General features: G+C 52.6%; 17 protein-coding genes. 7 read left to right on the forward strand and 10 right to left on the reverse strand.

Translation table 11 applies throughout. From position 1 onward, the window contains the following. Positions 1 to 75: 75 nt before the first annotated feature. The 6 genes from DFER_RS16830 to DFER_RS16855 all read left to right on the forward strand — a co-directional run bounded on the left by DFER_RS16830 (position 76) and on the right by DFER_RS16855 (position 7244). On the forward strand, positions 76 to 1350 hold the full coding sequence (locus DFER_RS16830; RefSeq protein ID WP_015812854.1) for a Glu/Leu/Phe/Val family dehydrogenase: 1275 nt from the start codon (positions 76 to 78) through the stop codon (positions 1348 to 1350). A 502-nt stretch (positions 1351 to 1852) separates the two neighbouring features. Continuing rightward, positions 1853 to 2938, forward strand: a complete 1086-nt coding sequence (locus tag DFER_RS16835) for a sensor histidine kinase (RefSeq protein ID WP_015812855.1) — start codon at positions 1853 to 1855, stop codon at positions 2936 to 2938. A gap of 29 nt (positions 2939 to 2967) precedes the next feature. Beyond that, positions 2968 to 3267: a Dabb family protein gene (locus DFER_RS16840; RefSeq protein ID WP_015812856.1), complete on the forward strand. Its 300-nt coding sequence runs from the start codon at positions 2968 to 2970 to the stop codon at positions 3265 to 3267. 589 nt (positions 3268 to 3856) lie between these two features. Continuing rightward, positions 3857 to 5512: a fatty acyl-AMP ligase gene (locus DFER_RS16845; RefSeq protein WP_015812858.1), complete on the forward strand. Its 1656-nt coding sequence runs from the start codon at positions 3857 to 3859 to the stop codon at positions 5510 to 5512. A 93-nt stretch (positions 5513 to 5605) separates the two neighbouring features. Next, on the forward strand, positions 5606 to 5854 hold the full coding sequence (locus DFER_RS16850) for an acyl carrier protein (RefSeq protein ID WP_015812859.1): 249 nt from the start codon (positions 5606 to 5608) through the stop codon (positions 5852 to 5854). A gap of 4 nt (positions 5855 to 5858) precedes the next feature. Continuing rightward, positions 5859 to 7244: a high affinity choline transporter 1 gene (locus DFER_RS16855; RefSeq protein ID WP_015812860.1), complete on the forward strand. Its 1386-nt coding sequence runs from the start codon at positions 5859 to 5861 to the stop codon at positions 7242 to 7244. 6 nt (positions 7245 to 7250) lie between these two features. On the opposite strand, the gene DFER_RS16860 is transcribed toward DFER_RS16855, so the two are convergent. The 5 genes from DFER_RS16860 to DFER_RS16880 form a co-directional block, all read right to left on the reverse strand. Further along, a complete protein-coding gene (locus tag DFER_RS16860; RefSeq protein ID WP_015812861.1) occupies positions 7251 to 9125 on the reverse strand; it encodes a monovalent cation:proton antiporter-2 (CPA2) family protein in 1875 nt (624 codons plus the stop codon). An 11-nt stretch (positions 9126 to 9136) separates the two neighbouring features. After that, positions 9137 to 9727 (reverse strand): NAD(P)H-dependent oxidoreductase, encoded by a 591-nt coding sequence (locus tag DFER_RS16865; protein WP_015812862.1) that lies wholly within the window; start codon positions 9725 to 9727, stop codon positions 9137 to 9139. Positions 9728 to 9749: 22 nt separating this feature from the next. Further along, a complete protein-coding gene (locus DFER_RS16870) occupies positions 9750 to 10655 on the reverse strand; it encodes a quinone oxidoreductase family protein (RefSeq protein ID WP_229206027.1) in 906 nt (301 codons plus the stop codon). 144 nt (positions 10656 to 10799) lie between these two features. Beyond that, entirely contained in the window at positions 10800 to 11378 is a 579-nt protein-coding gene (locus tag DFER_RS16875; protein WP_015812864.1) for a TetR/AcrR family transcriptional regulator, read from the reverse strand. A gap of 84 nt (positions 11379 to 11462) precedes the next feature. Beyond that, positions 11463 to 12302: an SDR family NAD(P)-dependent oxidoreductase gene (locus DFER_RS16880; RefSeq protein WP_015812865.1), complete on the reverse strand. Its 840-nt coding sequence runs from the start codon at positions 12300 to 12302 to the stop codon at positions 11463 to 11465. 113 nt (positions 12303 to 12415) lie between these two features. On the opposite strand from DFER_RS16880, the gene DFER_RS16885 reads away from it, so the two are divergent. Beyond that, positions 12416 to 13294, forward strand: coding sequence for a PIG-L family deacetylase (locus tag DFER_RS16885; protein ID WP_015812866.1), 879 nt, complete (start codon positions 12416 to 12418; stop codon positions 13292 to 13294). Positions 13295 to 13299: 5 nt separating this feature from the next. On the opposite strand, the gene DFER_RS16890 is transcribed toward DFER_RS16885, so the two are convergent. From DFER_RS16890 to DFER_RS16910, 5 genes are all read right to left on the reverse strand, one after another. Further along, entirely contained in the window at positions 13300 to 14067 is a 768-nt protein-coding gene (locus DFER_RS16890) for a class I SAM-dependent methyltransferase (protein ID WP_015812867.1), read from the reverse strand. Beyond that, entirely contained in the window at positions 14064 to 14984 is a 921-nt protein-coding gene (locus tag DFER_RS16895) for a glycosyltransferase family 2 protein (protein WP_015812868.1), read from the reverse strand. The genes DFER_RS16890 and DFER_RS16895 overlap by 4 nt, the downstream gene beginning before the upstream one ends. Beyond that, on the reverse strand, positions 14981 to 16075 hold the full coding sequence (locus DFER_RS16900) for a DegT/DnrJ/EryC1/StrS family aminotransferase (RefSeq protein ID WP_015812869.1): 1095 nt from the start codon (positions 16073 to 16075) through the stop codon (positions 14981 to 14983). Before DFER_RS16900 ends, DFER_RS16895 begins: the two co-directional genes overlap by 4 nt. Next, positions 16072 to 16467 (reverse strand): sugar 3,4-ketoisomerase, encoded by a 396-nt coding sequence (locus tag DFER_RS16905; protein WP_015812870.1) that lies wholly within the window; start codon positions 16465 to 16467, stop codon positions 16072 to 16074. The genes DFER_RS16900 and DFER_RS16905 overlap by 4 nt, the downstream gene beginning before the upstream one ends. A 257-nt stretch (positions 16468 to 16724) precedes the next feature. Further along, entirely contained in the window at positions 16725 to 17924 is a 1200-nt protein-coding gene (locus DFER_RS16910; protein ID WP_015812871.1) for a hypothetical protein, read from the reverse strand. Positions 17925 to 17944 lie beyond the last annotated feature (20 nt).

Here is a 17944-nt window from a genome sequence, read left to right on the forward strand (position 1 = left end):
AATACCGTAGTTTGTATCAGACGCTCGGATACACTGAGCTAATCTGTTTATTATCAACATTTTATAAATCAAATAATGTCTTACATAGAACCGGCTCCGATTAAGGATAAAGACAATCCGTTGGAGTCAATGATGCAGCGATTCGACAAGGCGGTAGACCTGCTCGGCATTTCGGAAGAAATGTATTATATCCTCAAAGTGCCCCGCAAACAAGTCACGGTGGGCCTGCCGGTAACGATGGATTCCGGCGAAATCCGCACCTTCGAAGGTTATCGTGTGATCCATTCCACCATCCTCGGCCCCAGCAAAGGCGGCATTCGTTTTGACCCCGATGTAAACCTCGATGAAGTGCGCGCATTGGCCGCGTGGATGACCTGGAAATGTGCCGTGGTGGACATTCCCTACGGCGGCGCCAAAGGCGGTGTAGCCTGCAACCCACGTGAAATGTCGGCCGGCGAGATCGAACGTCTCATGCGCGCGTACACGACGGCATTACTCGACGTGTTTGGCCCCGACCAGGACATTCCCGCACCCGATATGGGCACCGGTCCGCGCGAGATGGCGTGGCTCATGGATGAGTATTCCAAATCGAAAGGAATGACGGTACCCGCCGTGGTGACCGGCAAACCGCTGGTCCTCGGCGGCTCATTGGGCCGTACGGAAGCAACCGGCCGCGGCGTAATGGTATCCGCATTGGCTGGTATGGAAAAGCTCCGCATCAATCCTTACCGTGCTACGGCGGCGGTGCAGGGCTTTGGTAATGTTGGCTCGCACGCAGCGCTGCTCCTGCGCGAGCGCGGCACGGCCATCCACGCGATCAGCGACATTTCAGGGGCATATTATAATGATAAGGGCATCGACATTGCGGATGCCATTGCTTACCGTGATGCCAACAAGGGTTCATTGGAAGGTTATGCCAAAGCGGAGCTCATTTCCGGCGACGACCTGTTCACATTACCTGTGGACGTACTCGTGCCCGCAGCGAAAGAGGACGTAATCACCCGCAAGAACGTGGCGGGCATCCAGGCTCGGATGATCGTAGAAGGCGCCAACGGCCCCACATCCGCCAAAGCCGACGACATTATCAATGACAAAGGCATAATGGTCGTCCCCGACATCCTCGCCAATGCCGGCGGCGTAACGGTATCCTATTTCGAATGGGTGCAAAACCGCATCGGCTACAAATGGACACTCGAACGCATCAACCGCCGCACCGACCGCATTATGAAAGATTCCTTCGACAAGGTGTATGAAACGTCCCTGAAATACAAGGTATCACTGCGCATTGCGGCGTACATCGTGGCGATTGACAAGGTGGCGAGTACATATAAGTACCGTGGAGGGTTTTAAGGTCATAGTGGTCAGGGGTAGTCAGGTATTGCCACTGTTGTACTCCTTCATTGCTTCGCAAAATCGCGTAGCGATGGAATATTGGTAGCCGCCAGACCAGAAGTTCTACTTCGGCAAATGCCGTCAGGCATGCAACAACAATGCTCGGTTGTTACATGCCTGACGGCATTTTGACACAATCGGGCAGACTGCGTTTGCTACCAATGTTAGATGCCTAACGGCATTTACTTCTCCAAAACGGCGCATACAACTACACATCACAACAACCTGATAAATTTACCCTTTGATAATACCTGACTACGCATAACAACATCTGACCACCCTTGACTCCCCACCAGCGACAGATAACACCATAATCGCTTAACAATTTCTTAATAAACCACTTCGGGTGCGAAACCGAATCGAAACCGGTTTCAAAGTGTTAACTTTAAGGCTAAATTTTTAACAGATTCGCATTGCGCCCGAGGATAATCTGCCGGCGTAATGCAAGCTTTAAAGTACCATGTCTTTAAGTCCGCGTTTCATCGCCGTTATTCTGGCGTTTCTGATTTCCCTCATTACCACCACATTTCTCGCGTTTGTGGATGGTGTTTCGAAAGGGATGCTCTTTGTGTCGGCCATAGCCTCGTTTGCTTCCTCGTTTTTCCTTGTGCTCTACGCCGTCGATATCCTGGTTTTTCGCGAGGTGAACAAAATGTACCGGACCATTCATAAGCTCAAAATGCGGGATTTCAATATGGCCCCGCGCAAGAAGCTGATCAGGGAATCGAACCCGTTGAAGACCATCAACGATGAGATTTTTGTTTATGTAACCAAAAAACAAAAGGAGATCGACGAGCTGAAAAAGCTGGAACTCTTCCGCCGGGAGTTCCTGGCCGACGTTTCCCACGAATTTAAAACACCCATTTTCGCCGCCCAGGGGTTTATCCACACTTTGCTCGATGGCGCAATGGACGATGATAATGTGCGCGAACGCTTCCTGCGTAAAGCCGCGAACAACCTCGACAGCCTGGATGTGCTCGTGAAAGACCTGCTCGTGCTCTCGCAAATGGAAACCGGGGATATTAAAATGAATATCGTCCCGACCGACCTCCGCAAACTCACCCTCAGCATATTCAGCCGCTTGGAACACATCGCCAAAAACCGCAATGTGACATTGAAAGTTAAACCGGACGATATGCAGGAAGTGTGGATCAAGGCCGACGCTGACCGCATGGAGCAGGTAATGCTCAACCTGATCGAAAACGCCATCAAATATGGCAATGAGAATGGCAAGGTGATCGTGCATTTCAGCGAAAGCAAAAAATACATCGAAGTAGAGGTGAAAGACAACGGCCCAGGCATTCCGCACGAGCATTTGAACCGTATTTTCGAGCGCTTTTACCGGATCGACAAGAGCCGCAGCAAAGAAATCGGCGGTACAGGTTTGGGACTTGCCATTGTTAAGCATATATTGAATGCCCACGACACCAAAATCGCCGTCATGTCGAAGCCGGACAAGGGTACAACGTTTTCATTCAAGCTCGAAAAAGCGTATCACCTGGCGGAACCGAAAGCGGACGATGTCGTGAACCAGGTGAATCCATAATCAATTTCTAACACCATAATCCATTATCCATGTTTATCCACAACGTATTCTTCTGGTTGAAAGAGAAGGACAACGAAGAAGCAAGACAGGCCCTTCTGGCGGGCATCAAATCGCTGGAAGCTATTGAATCCATCGAATCAGCCTACATCGGGCCGCCGGCTGCTACCCGCAGACCGGTGATCGACGCTACTTACGACTTCGCGGAGATATTGGTTTTTAAGGATGAGGCTGGCCATGACGTGTACCAGGTTCACCCATTGCACAAAAAGTTCGTGGAAGAATGCGCGCACCTTTGGGAGAAGGTGGTGATCTACGACGTAGAAGCATAATCCTAATATTTGTTAACAAGTTATCCACACGCCAAATGTGTATAACTTGTTAACAACTTCAAAAAACCCACTCTTTCAATCGATTAACCTACATTTATAGGTTACTCACAATGTGGATAACTCATAAGACACTATCGGTTACTGATCCTCCCGGCACTATTCTGGCGTCCAATCCGTTCTAAGAACAGTACAAAACGAACTAGAACCGTGAAAAAGAATAGTGTTTTGCTGTCGGTCATCATGACGGTGATTGCAGCTATTTCGATCTCATCCTGTACCTACCGATCCTACGATCCCGGTTACGACTACGGCTACCGGCACGGTTACAGGCATTACCATGCCCCCCCTCCGCCACCACGTGTGGTTGTGGTAAAACCAGCACCGCGTCGCATCATATATGCCGACCGTCACCGCCATTACCGCCACGACAACCGGGCTTATCGCAAACAATACCGTCGCAACGATCACTACGGCAACAACGGACGTCAGCGTGGTCCCAGACGATAATTAATACACCTTTTGATAAAAAAAGGCCAGATACTGTGCGCCAAGCCACTTTATCTGGCCTTTTCTTTCTATTTTGCAGTTTATGGATATACTTGATGTACTAAAAACCAACGCCGGTTTACATCCAGATAAGCTTGCCTACGGATACATTGGCAAGGAGGGTGAAGTGACCGAGCAACTTCGTTACAGCGAACTTCATCAGCAAGTACTGGCTGCCTCTCACCAACTGAGCGCCAAATTTCCCGTCAATGCGCGGGTGATTTTGTTGCTGCCTGCCGAGGCTGCTTTCATTTGCTCCTTCCTGGGCACGCTGCATGCGGGCATTATCGCCGTGCCGACGCCCATCAGCTATTCCGAGCCTGGCATTAACCGCATCCTCAGCATCATCCGTGACTGCGACGCTGCGGGGATCATTACCAATGCGAAGACGTACAAAATGCTGTTTCAGCGGAAAAACGATGCTTCTTCCGCATTGCAGGAATACGACATCGAGTGGGTTTTCACAGACGACCTGATGGCTGCCCCCGCCGCTGCGGCAGCGGTGCGGAGGCATAAGCAATCGGTCGAAACGGCCTATTTGCAATATACTTCCGGCTCCACCAGCCAGCCCAAAGGCGTGATGATCAGCCACCCGAACCTGACCGCCAACTTACGCGCCATCAACAACTGCTTTGGCCGCACCGCGGACGACACTTCGGTTACCTGGCTGCCGCATTATCACGACATGGGACTTGTGGACGGGCTTTTATCCCCGCTTTTCACCGGCGGCACGGGCTACATCATTTCCCCGCTGCTGTTCATTACCAAGCCCGCATTGCTCCTGCAAACGATCAGTAATTATCGGGCCGGCTTCTGCGGCGGTCCGGGCTTCGGGCTCGACCATTGCCTTGCGCGCATTCCGGAAGAACAGCTGCACGCATTGGACCTCAGCTCATTGCGCGTCCTTTACGTAGGCGCCGAACCGATCCGGATCGCTACGCTCGAACGGTTCGCAGCCGCCACGCAAGCAGCCGGTTTCAGGAAAAACAGCCTGGTACCGTCCTATGGCCTTGCCGAAGCAACGTTGGCCGTGAGCCTGCATTTGAACGGCGTTGACTTGACCTACCACAAACTGGGCGATGCGGTCAACAAGGAAGTGGTAGCATGCGGCCCGCCCGTGGAATTCACGGAAGTGCAGATCGTGAACCCAACCAACGGGGTAGTATGCCCGAATGGCCAGGAAGGCGAAATTTGGGTAAAAAACAGCGCGATTGCCGGCGGATACTGGGAAAAACCAGAAGCTACAAAAGCGACATTCCAGGCCTACACCAGCGATGGCAATGGTCCTTATTTGCGGACCGGCGATTTAGGGTTTATGGAAAACGGCCTTCTCTTCATCACAGGCCGCACCAAAGAGCTCATCATCATACGCGGAGTGAACTATTACCCGCAGGATATTGAAGAAGTCGTAAGCGGAAGTCATCCGGACATTCAGCCTAATGCCTCGGCGGCATTTTCGGTGGAAACGGAGCAAGGCGAAGCGCTGATGATCGTGAGCGAAGTGCGCCGCGTGACGCAGACACCGGATGATGAAAAATCCATCAAAACCAAAATGGCCCAAAGTGTAGGATTGGCCTTTGGCCTCATTCCTCACAATATTACACTCATCGCTCCCGGAAAACTGCCGAAAACATCCAGCGGAAAGATCCAGCGATTGAAAGCGCGTGAGATTTTTGCCCGGAAAACAATTCTAGATTAACGCCGGTTACATAAAAGGTCGTTTGCTTTTGAAAAATTCGCAAAAGTACTAATTTCACCTTTGCATTCGATGCGATCACAAACTTTTAACTAAATGAGTAAAACATTTACCGAGATTTCCGGCTGGATAGTTGAGCGCATTGCACACCACGCGGAAATAGAACCCTCCGAAGTAGATTTGGACGCCGAGATCATCGACTACCGTCTGGACTCCCTCCTGATGGTCGACATCACCACCGAATTGCAGGAATGGCTCGGCATCGAACTCAGCCCCTCCATTTTCTGGGAAATGGGCACGATCAATGCCACTACACAGTGGATCGTAGAGCACCAGGAAGCCTGACGACATGCTGGCCGTTTCCATCCTGGCATATCTGCTCGCCAATCTCGGAATCGGACTCTGGGCCTCCAAAAGAATCCATTCCACGCAAGACTTCGTTCTCGCAGGGCGCAGGTTGCCGCTGGTCCTGGCCGCTTCGGCCACATTTGCAACCTGGTTTGGGTCGGAAACCATCATGGGTGCCCCCACCGAATTTGTCGAGAATGGCGTGCTGGGCATTATCGAAGATCCATTCGGCGCATCGCTGTGCCTCCTGTTGGTAGGACTTTTCTTCGCCCGCAGGTTTTACAAAATGAATATCATCACATTCTGTGATTTTTTCAGGCTGCGCTACGGCCGCAATGCCGAGCTCCTCTCCGCCATGCTCATCATTCCGTCCTATTTCAGCTGGATCGCCGCGCAGTTGCTTGCGATGGGTATTGTGCTGAAAGTCGTGCTGGGCTGGTCGCTGCTGACCTGCATTCTGGCCAGCTCTTTTGTTGTAATACTTTACACCATCTGGGGCGGCATGTGGTCCATATCGATCACCGATTTTGTGCAAACGCTCATGATCATCGTAGGTTTGCTGGTGGTGGCGGCGGTATTGTATCAGAAAGTCGGTGGTTTTCAGCCGCTGATCGATAAGGCGCCGCCAGGGTTCTTCCGCTTTTTTCCGGAAAATACATTGAAAGGCCATCTCGAATACTTCGCCGCCTGGATCACGATCGGGCTCGGCTCGATCCCGCAGCAGGATGTTTTCCAGCGGGTGATGTCGGCCAAATCGGCCCGCGTGTCGGTACAGTCTACGCTGTTATCCTCGCTCATGTACCTCACCATTGCCCTCCTGCCGCTGTTTATCGGGCTTTGCGGGCATCATTTGTATCCGAACGAGGAGCAGGACGGGCAGATGATCATCCCCAACATGATTTTGAAACACATGAGCCTGCCGCTTCAGATATTGTTTTTCGGGGCACTCGTTTCGGCCATTCTAAGCACAACCAGCAGCGCGATCATGGCGCCGGCAGTGGTGCTGGGAGAGAATATTTTCAAATTTTTCAACCCAAAACTCGACGACCGCCAGCTGCTTAAAATCATTCGTACAGGGATCATCGGTATCACGGCCATATGCATTTTTATGGCTGCCACGCGCGAGAGCATTTTCGAACTGGTGGCCGAATCGTCGGCATTCAGCCTCGTGTCATTATTCGTTCCGCTGGCCGCGGGGCTTTACTGGAAATCCAGCAATGCGCTCGGCTGCTACCTTTCGATGATCGCCGGCCTGGTTGTCTGGCTGGTTTGTGTTTATATAGAAACCGAGTATCCCGCACTTATTTATGGTCTTCTCGCGAGCTTTCTGGGAATGGTAGCCGGCTGGTTTTGGGACAAAATTAGCCCGTCACCAACCGCCTCCTGAGGCTTTTCAGGCCGTTTCGGCTTCCGCCTTGCGGTCCCAGCCTGCGAGGGCGTTCAAATGGACGGCCTCCCTGTCGGCCTGCATGATCATTTCCAGCTCTTCCATATGCTGCCGGGCGGCGTGAATGTACTCTTCATCGTTGCGGATGCTCGACAAATGTTTCAGCGTCCGCTCGTCGTGCACGAAAAACGTCTTAGCCATGCGGGTCGCTTCATGTGCGCGGTGCCCGAGCAGCTTCAATGCATCCACCCCTAACCTGAGGCTTGTATCGAACGTTTCGCGGTAAATGTGCATCATGCCCGCATTCATCAGGTCGTATGCGTCGTTGCGGTTTGTGGAGCGTACGAGCATGTGCAGGTTGGGGAAATGCTTTTTAACTGTTTCAATGAGTTCAAGCCGCTTTTCCTCGTCGCTGATCGCGATGATGATCATTTGTGCGCGGCTGGCGCCTGCTATATCGAGCAGTTCGTAGCGGGTGGCGTCGCCGTAATACACTTTAAGGCCTATTTTCCTCAGGAAATCGACATTGTCGCTGTCATTGTCCAATACCGTCGCTTCCACGCCGTTGGCCCGGAGAAACCGCCCCACGATGTTGCCGAAATGCCCGTACCCGGCGATGATCACCGGATTATCCTGCTCTTCCACATCACTAGGCCGCTGCGCAGTTTGCAGTCCGGCGCTGACGAGGCAGAAGCGCGTCAGGATAAATTTCTCATTGACCATCATAGCCAGCGGCGTCATCGCCATGCTGATCGCCACCACGGCGGTCATCGTATCCGAAATTTCCTTTCCCAACACGCCCTGCTGCACCGAAAAGCTGAGGAGCACGAATGCAAACTCGCCGATCTGGCTTAGTCCGATACTGAATATGAAGTTCTGCGCATTCCGCACTTCAAATATTTTACCCAAAACAAAGAGAATGGCCGTTTTCAGCAGCATAAGGCCTGCCACTAGCCCAATGATGAGCAACGGCTTTGACATAACCAGTGAAAAATCAATGGAAGAGCCTACCGAAATGAAGAACAGGCCCAGCAAGAGCCCTTTAAACGGGTCAATCGAGCTTTCCAGCTCGTGGCGGTATTCGCTGTTGGCGAGTACTACGCCGGCCACGAACGCGCCCAGCGCCGGACTCAGCCCTACCGAGGTCATGAGCACCGCAATGCCAACCACCAGCAGCAATGCGGTTGCAGTAAACATTTCACGCAACCCGGTGCGGGCCATCATGTGGAAAACCGGCCGTAAAAGGTATTTTCCGGTCAATACAATGCCTGAAACCGACAGCAACACAACGATCGCCTGCTGCCACGCGGACAATGCGCTTACCAGCGACCCGCCGCCACCGTGCCCGTCGGCCACTCCGGCGTGATCCGCCAGCAGCGGAAATAATGCGAGCATCGGGATAATCGCCAGGTCCTGGAACAGCAGCACCGCAAACGAACTTTGCCCGGCCACGGTTTTCAGCCAGCCTTTTTCATCCAGCGTCTGCATCACGATCGCCGTGGACGACATGGCCACGATCATACCCAATGCCAATGCTTCTTTCCAGCCGATACCCAGCAGCATGGCCACGCCCGCCGCGAGGACGGTGGTAATGCCCACCTGCAAGCCGCCAAGCCCCGCAATGCTCTTGCGCATCCGCCACAAGCGCGACGGTTCCAGTTCGAGACCGATCACAAAAAGCATCATCACCACCCCGAATTCGGCAAAGTGCATAATGTCCTGCCCCTCCGTTCCGATGAATTTCAAGCCTGCCGGCCCAATGATCACCCCGGCCACCAGGTAACCCAGTACCGATCCCAATCCGAGCCGTTTGGCAATTGGGACCATCACCACCGCCGCAGCGAGGTATATCATTGCCTGAAAAAAGAAGGATTCCTGCATCGTTGAGGGTATTAGTGTGGAAAAAGTTCATTTAAATATTCTACTCCCGAAAGCGCCCCGGCACTGATCCGGTCGTTCACCAGCGCATCGAGCAGTTCGGCATATTGTTCGCCGAAAGTTTTGAGCGCATAGTCTTCGATGGTGTAGGTTTCATGCACGACAAACGGCGGCAGGTATTCCATCCGGCACAAATGAGCCGTCTGATCGAACGGCAGCAGGTATTGCCCCAGCGGGAACCGGTTGTAGCCCGTTTCGGAATAAGCGTCGCGCCCGCCCCCGCAGGAGACGGCGTTGAACACCTTTTTGCCCTGCAATGCGTATCCCTTCGGACCGTAAGCCCAGTTGTATTCCAACACGAGGTCCTGCCATTGTTTCAGGACCGGCGGGCTGCTGTACCAATAGAACGGATGCTGAAATACGACGATATCGTGCTTCGCCAGCAGCTGCTGCTCTCTTTTTACATCAATGAACAGATCGGGATAATGCTCGTAGAGGTCGTTGAATGTCACGCCCTTCACCTTACGGGCATATTGTTCCAACGTTTTCTGCACATTGGATTTACTGAGTCTCGGATGAGCAAACTGAATAAGGACTTTGGTCATAAAGCTGGATGGATGCGGAAACTTACGGCACCAAAATTACGGAACCAATTGTTTTTCGGGCTTCGAGGTCGGCCTGCGCCTGGCCGGCCATCGATAGCGGATAGCGCGTAATGGCAAGTTTCCCAAAAATTCCGTTGTGAAATGCCTCGAAAGTATCGGCTGCGTACGCGTCGAGCGCATCGCGATCCGAGATGTAAGCGCTGAGCGTGGGCGTTGCCATAATAATGGATCTTTCGCGCAGCAGCGCATGATCGATATGCTCGGGCTGACCGGAGGATGAACCATAAAGCACGATCTTCCCGCCTTTGCCGATCAGTTCCAGCGAATGTGCGAAAGTGTCTTTTCCCACCCCATCAAACACCACATCCACGCCCCGGCCGCCGGTAATTTCCAGCACGGAGTGTACAAATTCGCGGCATTCGGCCAGGAAAACGTAATCCGCCCCGTTGGCGAGCACCACTTTCTTCTTCTCTTCCGAGCCGGTGGTGCCGATTACCGTCGCGCCGAGTGCTTTCGCCCATTTGGTCACGAGCGCACCCACGCCTCCGGCCGCCGCATGCACCAGCACAACGTCGCCGGGCTTTACCGGATGAACTTCTTTAACCAGCATGCGCGCCGTAAATCCTTTCACCAGGAGCGCCGCCGCCTCTTCCGACGACATGGTATCCGGAATATGGACCAGCTGCTGCGTGGACACCACGCGGCTTTCCGCATACGCACCGGGAATGAAGTGATATCCCACACGATCGCCGACATGGAATTCAGTCACCCACGGGCCCACGGCCTCGATGATGCCTGCCGCCTCCACGCCCGGCGTGTAAGGAAAGGATCTGACGGGAAACTTGCCGTCGCGGTAATAGGTATCCACAAAATTCAGCCCGATCGCCTCCTGGCGAATGCGCACCTGTCCGGGGCCAGGCTCGGTCATTGTTTCCCTTTCATAACCCAATACCGAGGGCGCACCTTGCTTGTAGATTTTTACTATACCTGATTTATTTGCTATTTCTGTAACTAACCCTGACATTTTCGTACGAATTGCCATTATGGAATGCCCGTTCCACCATTGGCAACATTATTTTTTGATCGATTTTATTAAAAACTCGGCTTGCTGGTGCACCAGCTCCGCATCGCCATACACGAGGTAAAACTGCCAGAAACCCGCAAAGCTGGATACAATGAAATGGGCCAGCATGCCCGGGTCGCGCTTGCTGCTGATTTCATCCGCCTTTTGCGCTTTTTTGAGCAGATCTTTCAGCAGGGCGGTCAGTTTGGTGGTGTTGTCTTTCAGCACCGCATGCACTTCCTCATCTGCCGAAGCCAGTTCGAACGTCGACCTCACCCCCATACACGTCCTTTCCTCCCCGATCGTCCGTACCGCCGCCTTTTTGATGATCTTTTCCACCGCCTTAATCGGCGACTTCGACTCCCCGGCCACGTTCAGGTAGTCGTCGAACGTGGTTTCCGTGTAGCTTCGCAGGCATTGGAGGAACAGGCTGTGCTTGTCGCCATAGGTGTCGTAAATGCTGCCTCGGTTCAGCCCCATCGTCTCCACGAGGTCCTGCATGGAAGTAGCGTTATAGCCTTTTTGCCAGAAAAGGCATTTTGCCTTTTCCAGCCTTTCTTCGGGTTCGAATGCTTTGCTGCGTGCCATGATAATCAGACAATTATTTCAGAACGAACGTTCCAGAATGAGTCGAATTCTGGTCAATGCACTTAAAATCAGGCTACACGAGCGTCAGATGATGAACTTCGCCACGCCGCCGTCCACTTTCAGCGCCGAGCCATTAGTACCTGACGAAAGCGGGCTCGCCACGTAAGTAACGAGGTTAGCGATCTCTTCCACTGACGCGAAACGTTGCAGCAGCGAGGTGGGCCGTGCATTTTTGAAGAAATCCTTCTCGGCTTCCTCTGCGGACATATTGTTGGCCTCACCCAGCTGCCTCACAAAGTCGGCCACACCTTCCGATTTGGTTGGGCCGGGCATAACTGTGTTCACTGTTACGTTGGTGCCTTTTGTAAGTTCGGCCAGCCCGCGGCTCACGGCGAGTTGAGCGGTTTTGGTGGTGCCATAGTGGATCATTTCTTCCGGGATATTCACCGCCGATTCGCTGGAAATGAAGATGATCCGGCCCCAATCTTTCGCGATCATCTTTGGAAAGAAATACCTCGCCAGACGTACGCCGCTAAGCACATTCACTTCAAAAAACCGGAACCATTCCTCGTCCGAGATCTCGGTAAACGGCTTCGGTTCGAAAATACCGGCATTATTGATTAGGATATCAATGTCCGGCAGCTGTTGCAGCAATGCATTTACTTCATCGACCTTCGAAAAATCGGCAGCAAAACCTCTCGCATTCCCGCCGGGCGGCATCCCGCTGGGCGGCATCCCGCTGGGCGGCCCCCCGCCCGGCGTCGATTCATTCAGTTTTTGGACCGCTTCCGCTACCTTACTTTCGGTGCGGCCGTTGATGATCACACGGGCACCTTCTTTCAAGAGACTCTGCGCGATGGCAAAGCCGATACCCTGTGTCGAACCGCTGATGAATGCAGTTTTCCCATTGAGTTTCAAATCCATAAAGCTTTGATAATAAGAGTGTAGACGAATGTTTGACCTGGCAGGACGGGCAACGATTGCAATACTACCCGGAATCCATAATTTTATAACACATCACCTAACAAAATGATCGCATGAGAAACATTTATCTTTTGTTACTATTGCTGATTTCCGCGGCCGCTTACGCGCAAGGCCCGCGCGTCCTGATCGTTACGGCGCATCCCGACGACGAGACGATGTTTCCCGTGACGGTGTTCAAAATCACCCGGGAGCTGAAAGGCTCCGCCGATCTCGCTTTGATTACCGACGCTTCGGGCGGCTACAATGGGCTGGTAGCTTCCAGTTACTATGGCCTCAACCTCGTAGACTCCGCTACGGGAAGAAAGCATTTGCCACTGATCCGGAAAAAAGAGCTGATGGCCTCCGGCGAAGTAATGGGCATCGGCAATTTCTTCTTTTTAGACCAGCTCGATGACTACTACAACCGGGACGAAAAGCCCTATTTGCAAGGTAAAAATTGGGACATTGCCTATGTCGAGAAGAAACTGGACTACATTCTAGCCAACGGCCAGTACGATTTCATATTCTGCCTCGTTCCGCACGAAGGCCAGCACGCGCATCACAAAACGGCGTCCATCAGCGCCATCAGGGCTGCACAGCGCTATAAAGGATCAAAAAAGCCTGTGGTGCTGGGCGGGCAATCGCAGAGCAAAAGCTATAACTTCCGGTTTGCAGGCCTTGCGGGCTATCCCGAAACAGATGTGCTCAAAACGGCTCCGGTATTCGAATTCGACCGTTCTTATGGTTTTGGGGAAGATAAAAAGCACAGCTACATGATCGTCGCCGACTGGGTGAAAGCCGCGCATAAATCCCAGAGCGGCGATATGAACCAGGCCATGCACCGCGGCGATCTCGAAGTGTTCTGGTATTTCGCGGTAAACGGCGAGGCCGGTTTGGCTACAACGAAAGCATTGTTCGAGGCGGTGAATTCCTCGGGTTACTCCAAAAAGTAGGTGGATCAGGCTTGTCGCAGGGTCATGAAAAGCGAGCTGCCGAATGGTGCTTTGCCCAGGATGGCGGATTCGGCCTGGGTAACGGCCTTTAATACGGTATTGATGGCGTCGCCCGGATATTCAACGTCCGAATCGAGCTCCTCCACATTGATCTTTTTATTGCGGATACGGTAGTTTTGCCATTGCCGCACGAGCAGAATGGGCAGCGAAAGCGCAAATGGCCAGTAAGTATTGTACCCGATCTTCAACCCCGCCGCTTTGGAATAGGCCTCAAACTGCGCTAACCTGAACCTGCGAGAGCTTCCAACGGCAAGGTCGTGGGTGCCGGAGAAGGCTTCAAATGCGTGTATATTAATGATAATCAATCCATTCCGATTCAACCGATCTTTGAATGCGGCTAATGCGCGGACGATCTCCTCGTCGCTCAGAAAATACAGCGCGTCGTTGCAGGTAATGATGTCGAAAGTTTGCCCGGGTTCGAATGCAGCTACATCACGAAGATCGCCGAAGACCACATTCAGGCCGCGTTCTTTGGAGAAGTCGATGGCATGCTGCGAATAATCGAAGCCCCGCACATTGGAATAACCATTTTCAACCAAAAACCACAACAGCCCACCGGTGCCGCAAGCAGCATCGAGTATGCTCAGCTCCGGGTCCATGGCCCGGAAATGTCTGCGGATCTGGCTCAAAACCTTGCCGTGGAGGATTTTGTACCACCACAACTTCCGCTCGGTTTCGTACATGCGCTGGTATTCGAGCCGGTTGTCGATCATACGTTTTCGGAGCTGTTGTATTTGATCACATATTGCGGCTGACCGCTTTGGGCCATGAAACTCTTGCCGATATATTCGCCCAGCACGCTCAGCAGCATGCATTGAATGCCGCCGATGAACAGGATGGTGGCCGTGACGACCTGCCAGCCTTTGGGGTCAGGACCGATGATCCACTGGATGGTAAGGAAGATCAGCAGGAAAAATCCCAGGCTGAACAACCCCACGCCAATGGGCACGAAAAGGCGGATCGGAAGTGAAGAATAGCAGAACAGGATATTCAAAAACAGCGAAATGAGTTTGTGCAACGTGTAGTTGGATGCCCCCTCCTCGCGTTTCTGGTGTGCCACCTGCACTGTCCCAATGTTTCTCGTGATCCTGAATATCAGCCCGTCGATGTACGGGTAAGGGCCGTGGTATTTGATAATTTCCTGCACTACTTCCTGCCGGATGAGCTTGAAACTCGACAAATACAGGTCTTTGGGCTTGTTGAGAAGATAGCTCGTGAGCCAGTTCACAAACCGACTGCCCGCATTCCGACCGATGGAGTGCTGTTTTTTGGCATAATAGGTGTACACCACATCATAATCCCCGGCTTCGGCGGTTTCTACGAGCTTCAAGATCTCTTCGGGCGGGTTCTGAAAGTCGTCGTCGATCATGACGCAGTAGTTGCCATAGGCCCAGTTGAGGCCACACATTACCGCGTTGAACTCCCCGTAATTCCTGCGCAGCGAAATAAACCGGACATTTTCGTATGTCGCCGACAGTTCCCGGCAAACCTGCTCGGAGCGGTCACGACTGCCGTCGTTGACCATCACGATTTCAAATGATATTTGTGAAAGAGTCGCTTGTAGCTTTTCGATCAGCGGCCGGATGGTTTTTTCGCTGTTGTAAACCGGGATGATGACCGATAACTTCATTGGCGATCGAATTGATTGACGGTTTGTATGATGTAAGCCACCTCGTCGTCGGTAATAACCGGGTTGAGCGGCAAGCTGATCACTTGTTCGTGAATTTGCTCTGTCAGCGGCAAATGTAAATCTTTAAATTCTTTGTAAGCCAATTGTTTATGAATGGGCTGCGGATAATGCACGTTCGTCTGCACGCCGCGCGCTTCCAGGTACGCAACCAGCTCGGCCCGCCGCGGGTGCCGCACTACAAACAGGTGCCACGCGTCCTCGTCGATCCTGTCGCCGGGCGGAAGCATTAAGTCGCTGCATTGTAATTCGCGTAGGTAACGGGCCGCTATCTCCCTCCGTCGGGTGTTTTCGGCATCCAGATAAGGCAGCTTTACGCCGAGGATGGCAGCCTGCATTTCATCGAGGCGGCTATTCACACCCTGATATTCATTCTGGTAACGGATAACGGAACCGTAATTCCGCAGGTATCGGATTTTTTCTGCCAATGCAGCGTCACCAGTGGTAATGGCCCCGGCGTCGCCCAATGCACCCAGGTTTTTGGTAGGATAAAAACTGAATGCCGTTGCGTCCGCCCACGCGCCTACTTTCCTGCCCGTGTGCGTAGCGCCGTGGGCCTGTGCGGCGTCGGTGATCACTTTCAGTTTATACTTTCTGCCCAGGTCGACGATAGCGGCTATTTCGCAGCTTCGTCCGTAGAGGTCCACGGTAATGATGGCCTTCGTCGCGGGCGTGATCGCCTGTTCGATCCGCGCGGGGTCGATCAGCATCGTGTGCGGGTCGGGTTCTACAAAAACGGGTTTGAGATGCAGGTAGCTGACGGGCAGTACCGAGGCAATGTAGGTGTTGGCGGGAACGATAATCTCGGCATCGGCCGGCAGGTCCAGCGCCAGTAATATGAGCGTGATCGCATCCAGGCCATTGGCAACGCCGATACAATGCTCCGTTTCGCAATATTCGGCAAATGCTTTTTCAAACGAATTCAACTCGTTGCCCAGAATGTACCATCCCGAGCGGATCACGCGGAGGGACGCATCTTCGATCGCTTGCAGATAAGGGGCATTTACCTGGTTTAAATCCAGAAACGGGATCATTGAAAGACGGTCTGGATTAGCTGGTTCAGCGGATAGGGCTCGTCGATATAGTCGGCTTTGTCATAATATTCATTGGACAGCACCAGCAGGATCGCGTCATCGGAGAAGGAATCCATGATATGCCAGTCCTTCGGTTCGAGGATCAAGCACGATACAGGGTTATCCAGCGTGAAGATTTCTTCCTTTTCACCATCGTTGGAGTATATACGACAACTTCCGTGGATGCACACCAGCGCATTCCATGTTTTATGGTGCCTGTGACCGCCGCGTTGCGTCTCTCCCGCGCCGTAAATGTAAAAAACGCGTTTGATCGTCCCCGGGATTATTTTTTCAAAGACTGTGAGGTTACCCGATCCGGTATTAAATGTATCCAGCTCAACTAATAGCGGCATATCGAAATTTCTTGAATGTTAGGGTGTGGCTAAACTCTTTCTGGTGTGCGAAGCTCTCTCAGAAGTAACCTTTTAGTAAATGTCAGACATTTTTTTCTCAAAATACAAAAATACCGCACAGTAAAAAAAATCGATTACACACCGGCAAGGCTTAACGATCATTTAATGCAAAACTACTCCCGCTGCAACCCGCCCCTCGCCTTGACCATTGTTACCGGCCATTGGTTGGGAAAGGACGAAAATAAACAACCCGGCCCCTACCCGAACAGCCCCCATTGCATGCGATGGTCGATCAGCATGAACACTTTAATGGGCAGCGGTTCCAGCCAGAGTATTTTGTTGTAACCCATGTAAAACACTTGCGGATGGCTCACGCAGATGATCATTGTGAAAAAGAGAATGAGCCGCACGGTAGAAGTGGAGGACGTTTCGATGAGTATGAAAACCGCCAGGAGAATGAATGGAAAACCGTAGGATAACGCTCGGTCAATGTCGTGCACGTAAATCCCCGTCGCGACGAGCACGGCAAAACCGGCCATCAGCGCCAGCAGGAGCCAGTAGCGGCGGGTCAGGCAAAGCACGGCAAATGCGGAGATGAGGATCAGCCAGGTGCCCTCGAATGCTCCCCACATGCTGCTTCCCAGGCCATTACGGTGCGCATTGGCGAGCAACACGGGCGTGCCGATCGTGGAGTAGGAATGGCCCGGGAAATAGGTCATCTGCACATATTCGCGGATCGTGAAGTAGATCGCCCAGGCGATCCATACCACGAGGCTTTCACCCGTAAATGCCGATTTCAGCAGCGCCGGCACACCGAAATTGTTGTTGCGGTAGGCTTTGGTTCCCATCCACCACAACAGCAGGTAACCACCCGCTACCACGGCCCGTTCGTCGGTAAAAAAAGCGATCTGGAGTGAAAGGAATATCACCAGCGGATTCTTGCTCAGCAATGCCAGCAGGAGGAAGAAAAAAGCATATTCATCGCCATACCCGTGCACATCCGCAAACGCCCACACGCCCACGAAAATATTGGCCATTGCCGTCACGAACAGCGCTGTTATAACCTTGTCGCCCGACACCGAATGCACAAACGCGGCCAGTTTGTACAAAAACAGCACGCCCAGCACGCCTTGTATGATCAGAATGAGCAGCACGTTGTGCCCGGTGAGAAAAGATAATACCGGCAATGTCCACCGGAAAATCATATTCTCGCGCCGGATATCGTAGTCCATGTCCTTCGGATGCAGCAGATCCTGCGCCTGGTTTTGGATAAATACCCAGGCATCCAGGCTCACGCCGTCGTTGCGCAAATGATGGAGGAGTAACGAATAGGGAGGAAACGCGAGAAAGAGCGACACAGCCACCGCAAAAAATGTGAGCTTCCACAACCAGTTTTTACCCGATAGTTGCGCTTCAATCCAAAGTAGAGACGAACCGTAAAAGTTTTCCAAAAGCATAGGACGGCTTGGACAAATAG

Origin of the sequence: Dyadobacter fermentans DSM 18053, from assembly GCF_000023125.1 — a bacterium.
In the GTDB taxonomy this organism is placed as follows: domain Bacteria; phylum Bacteroidota; class Bacteroidia; order Cytophagales; family Spirosomataceae; genus Dyadobacter; species Dyadobacter fermentans.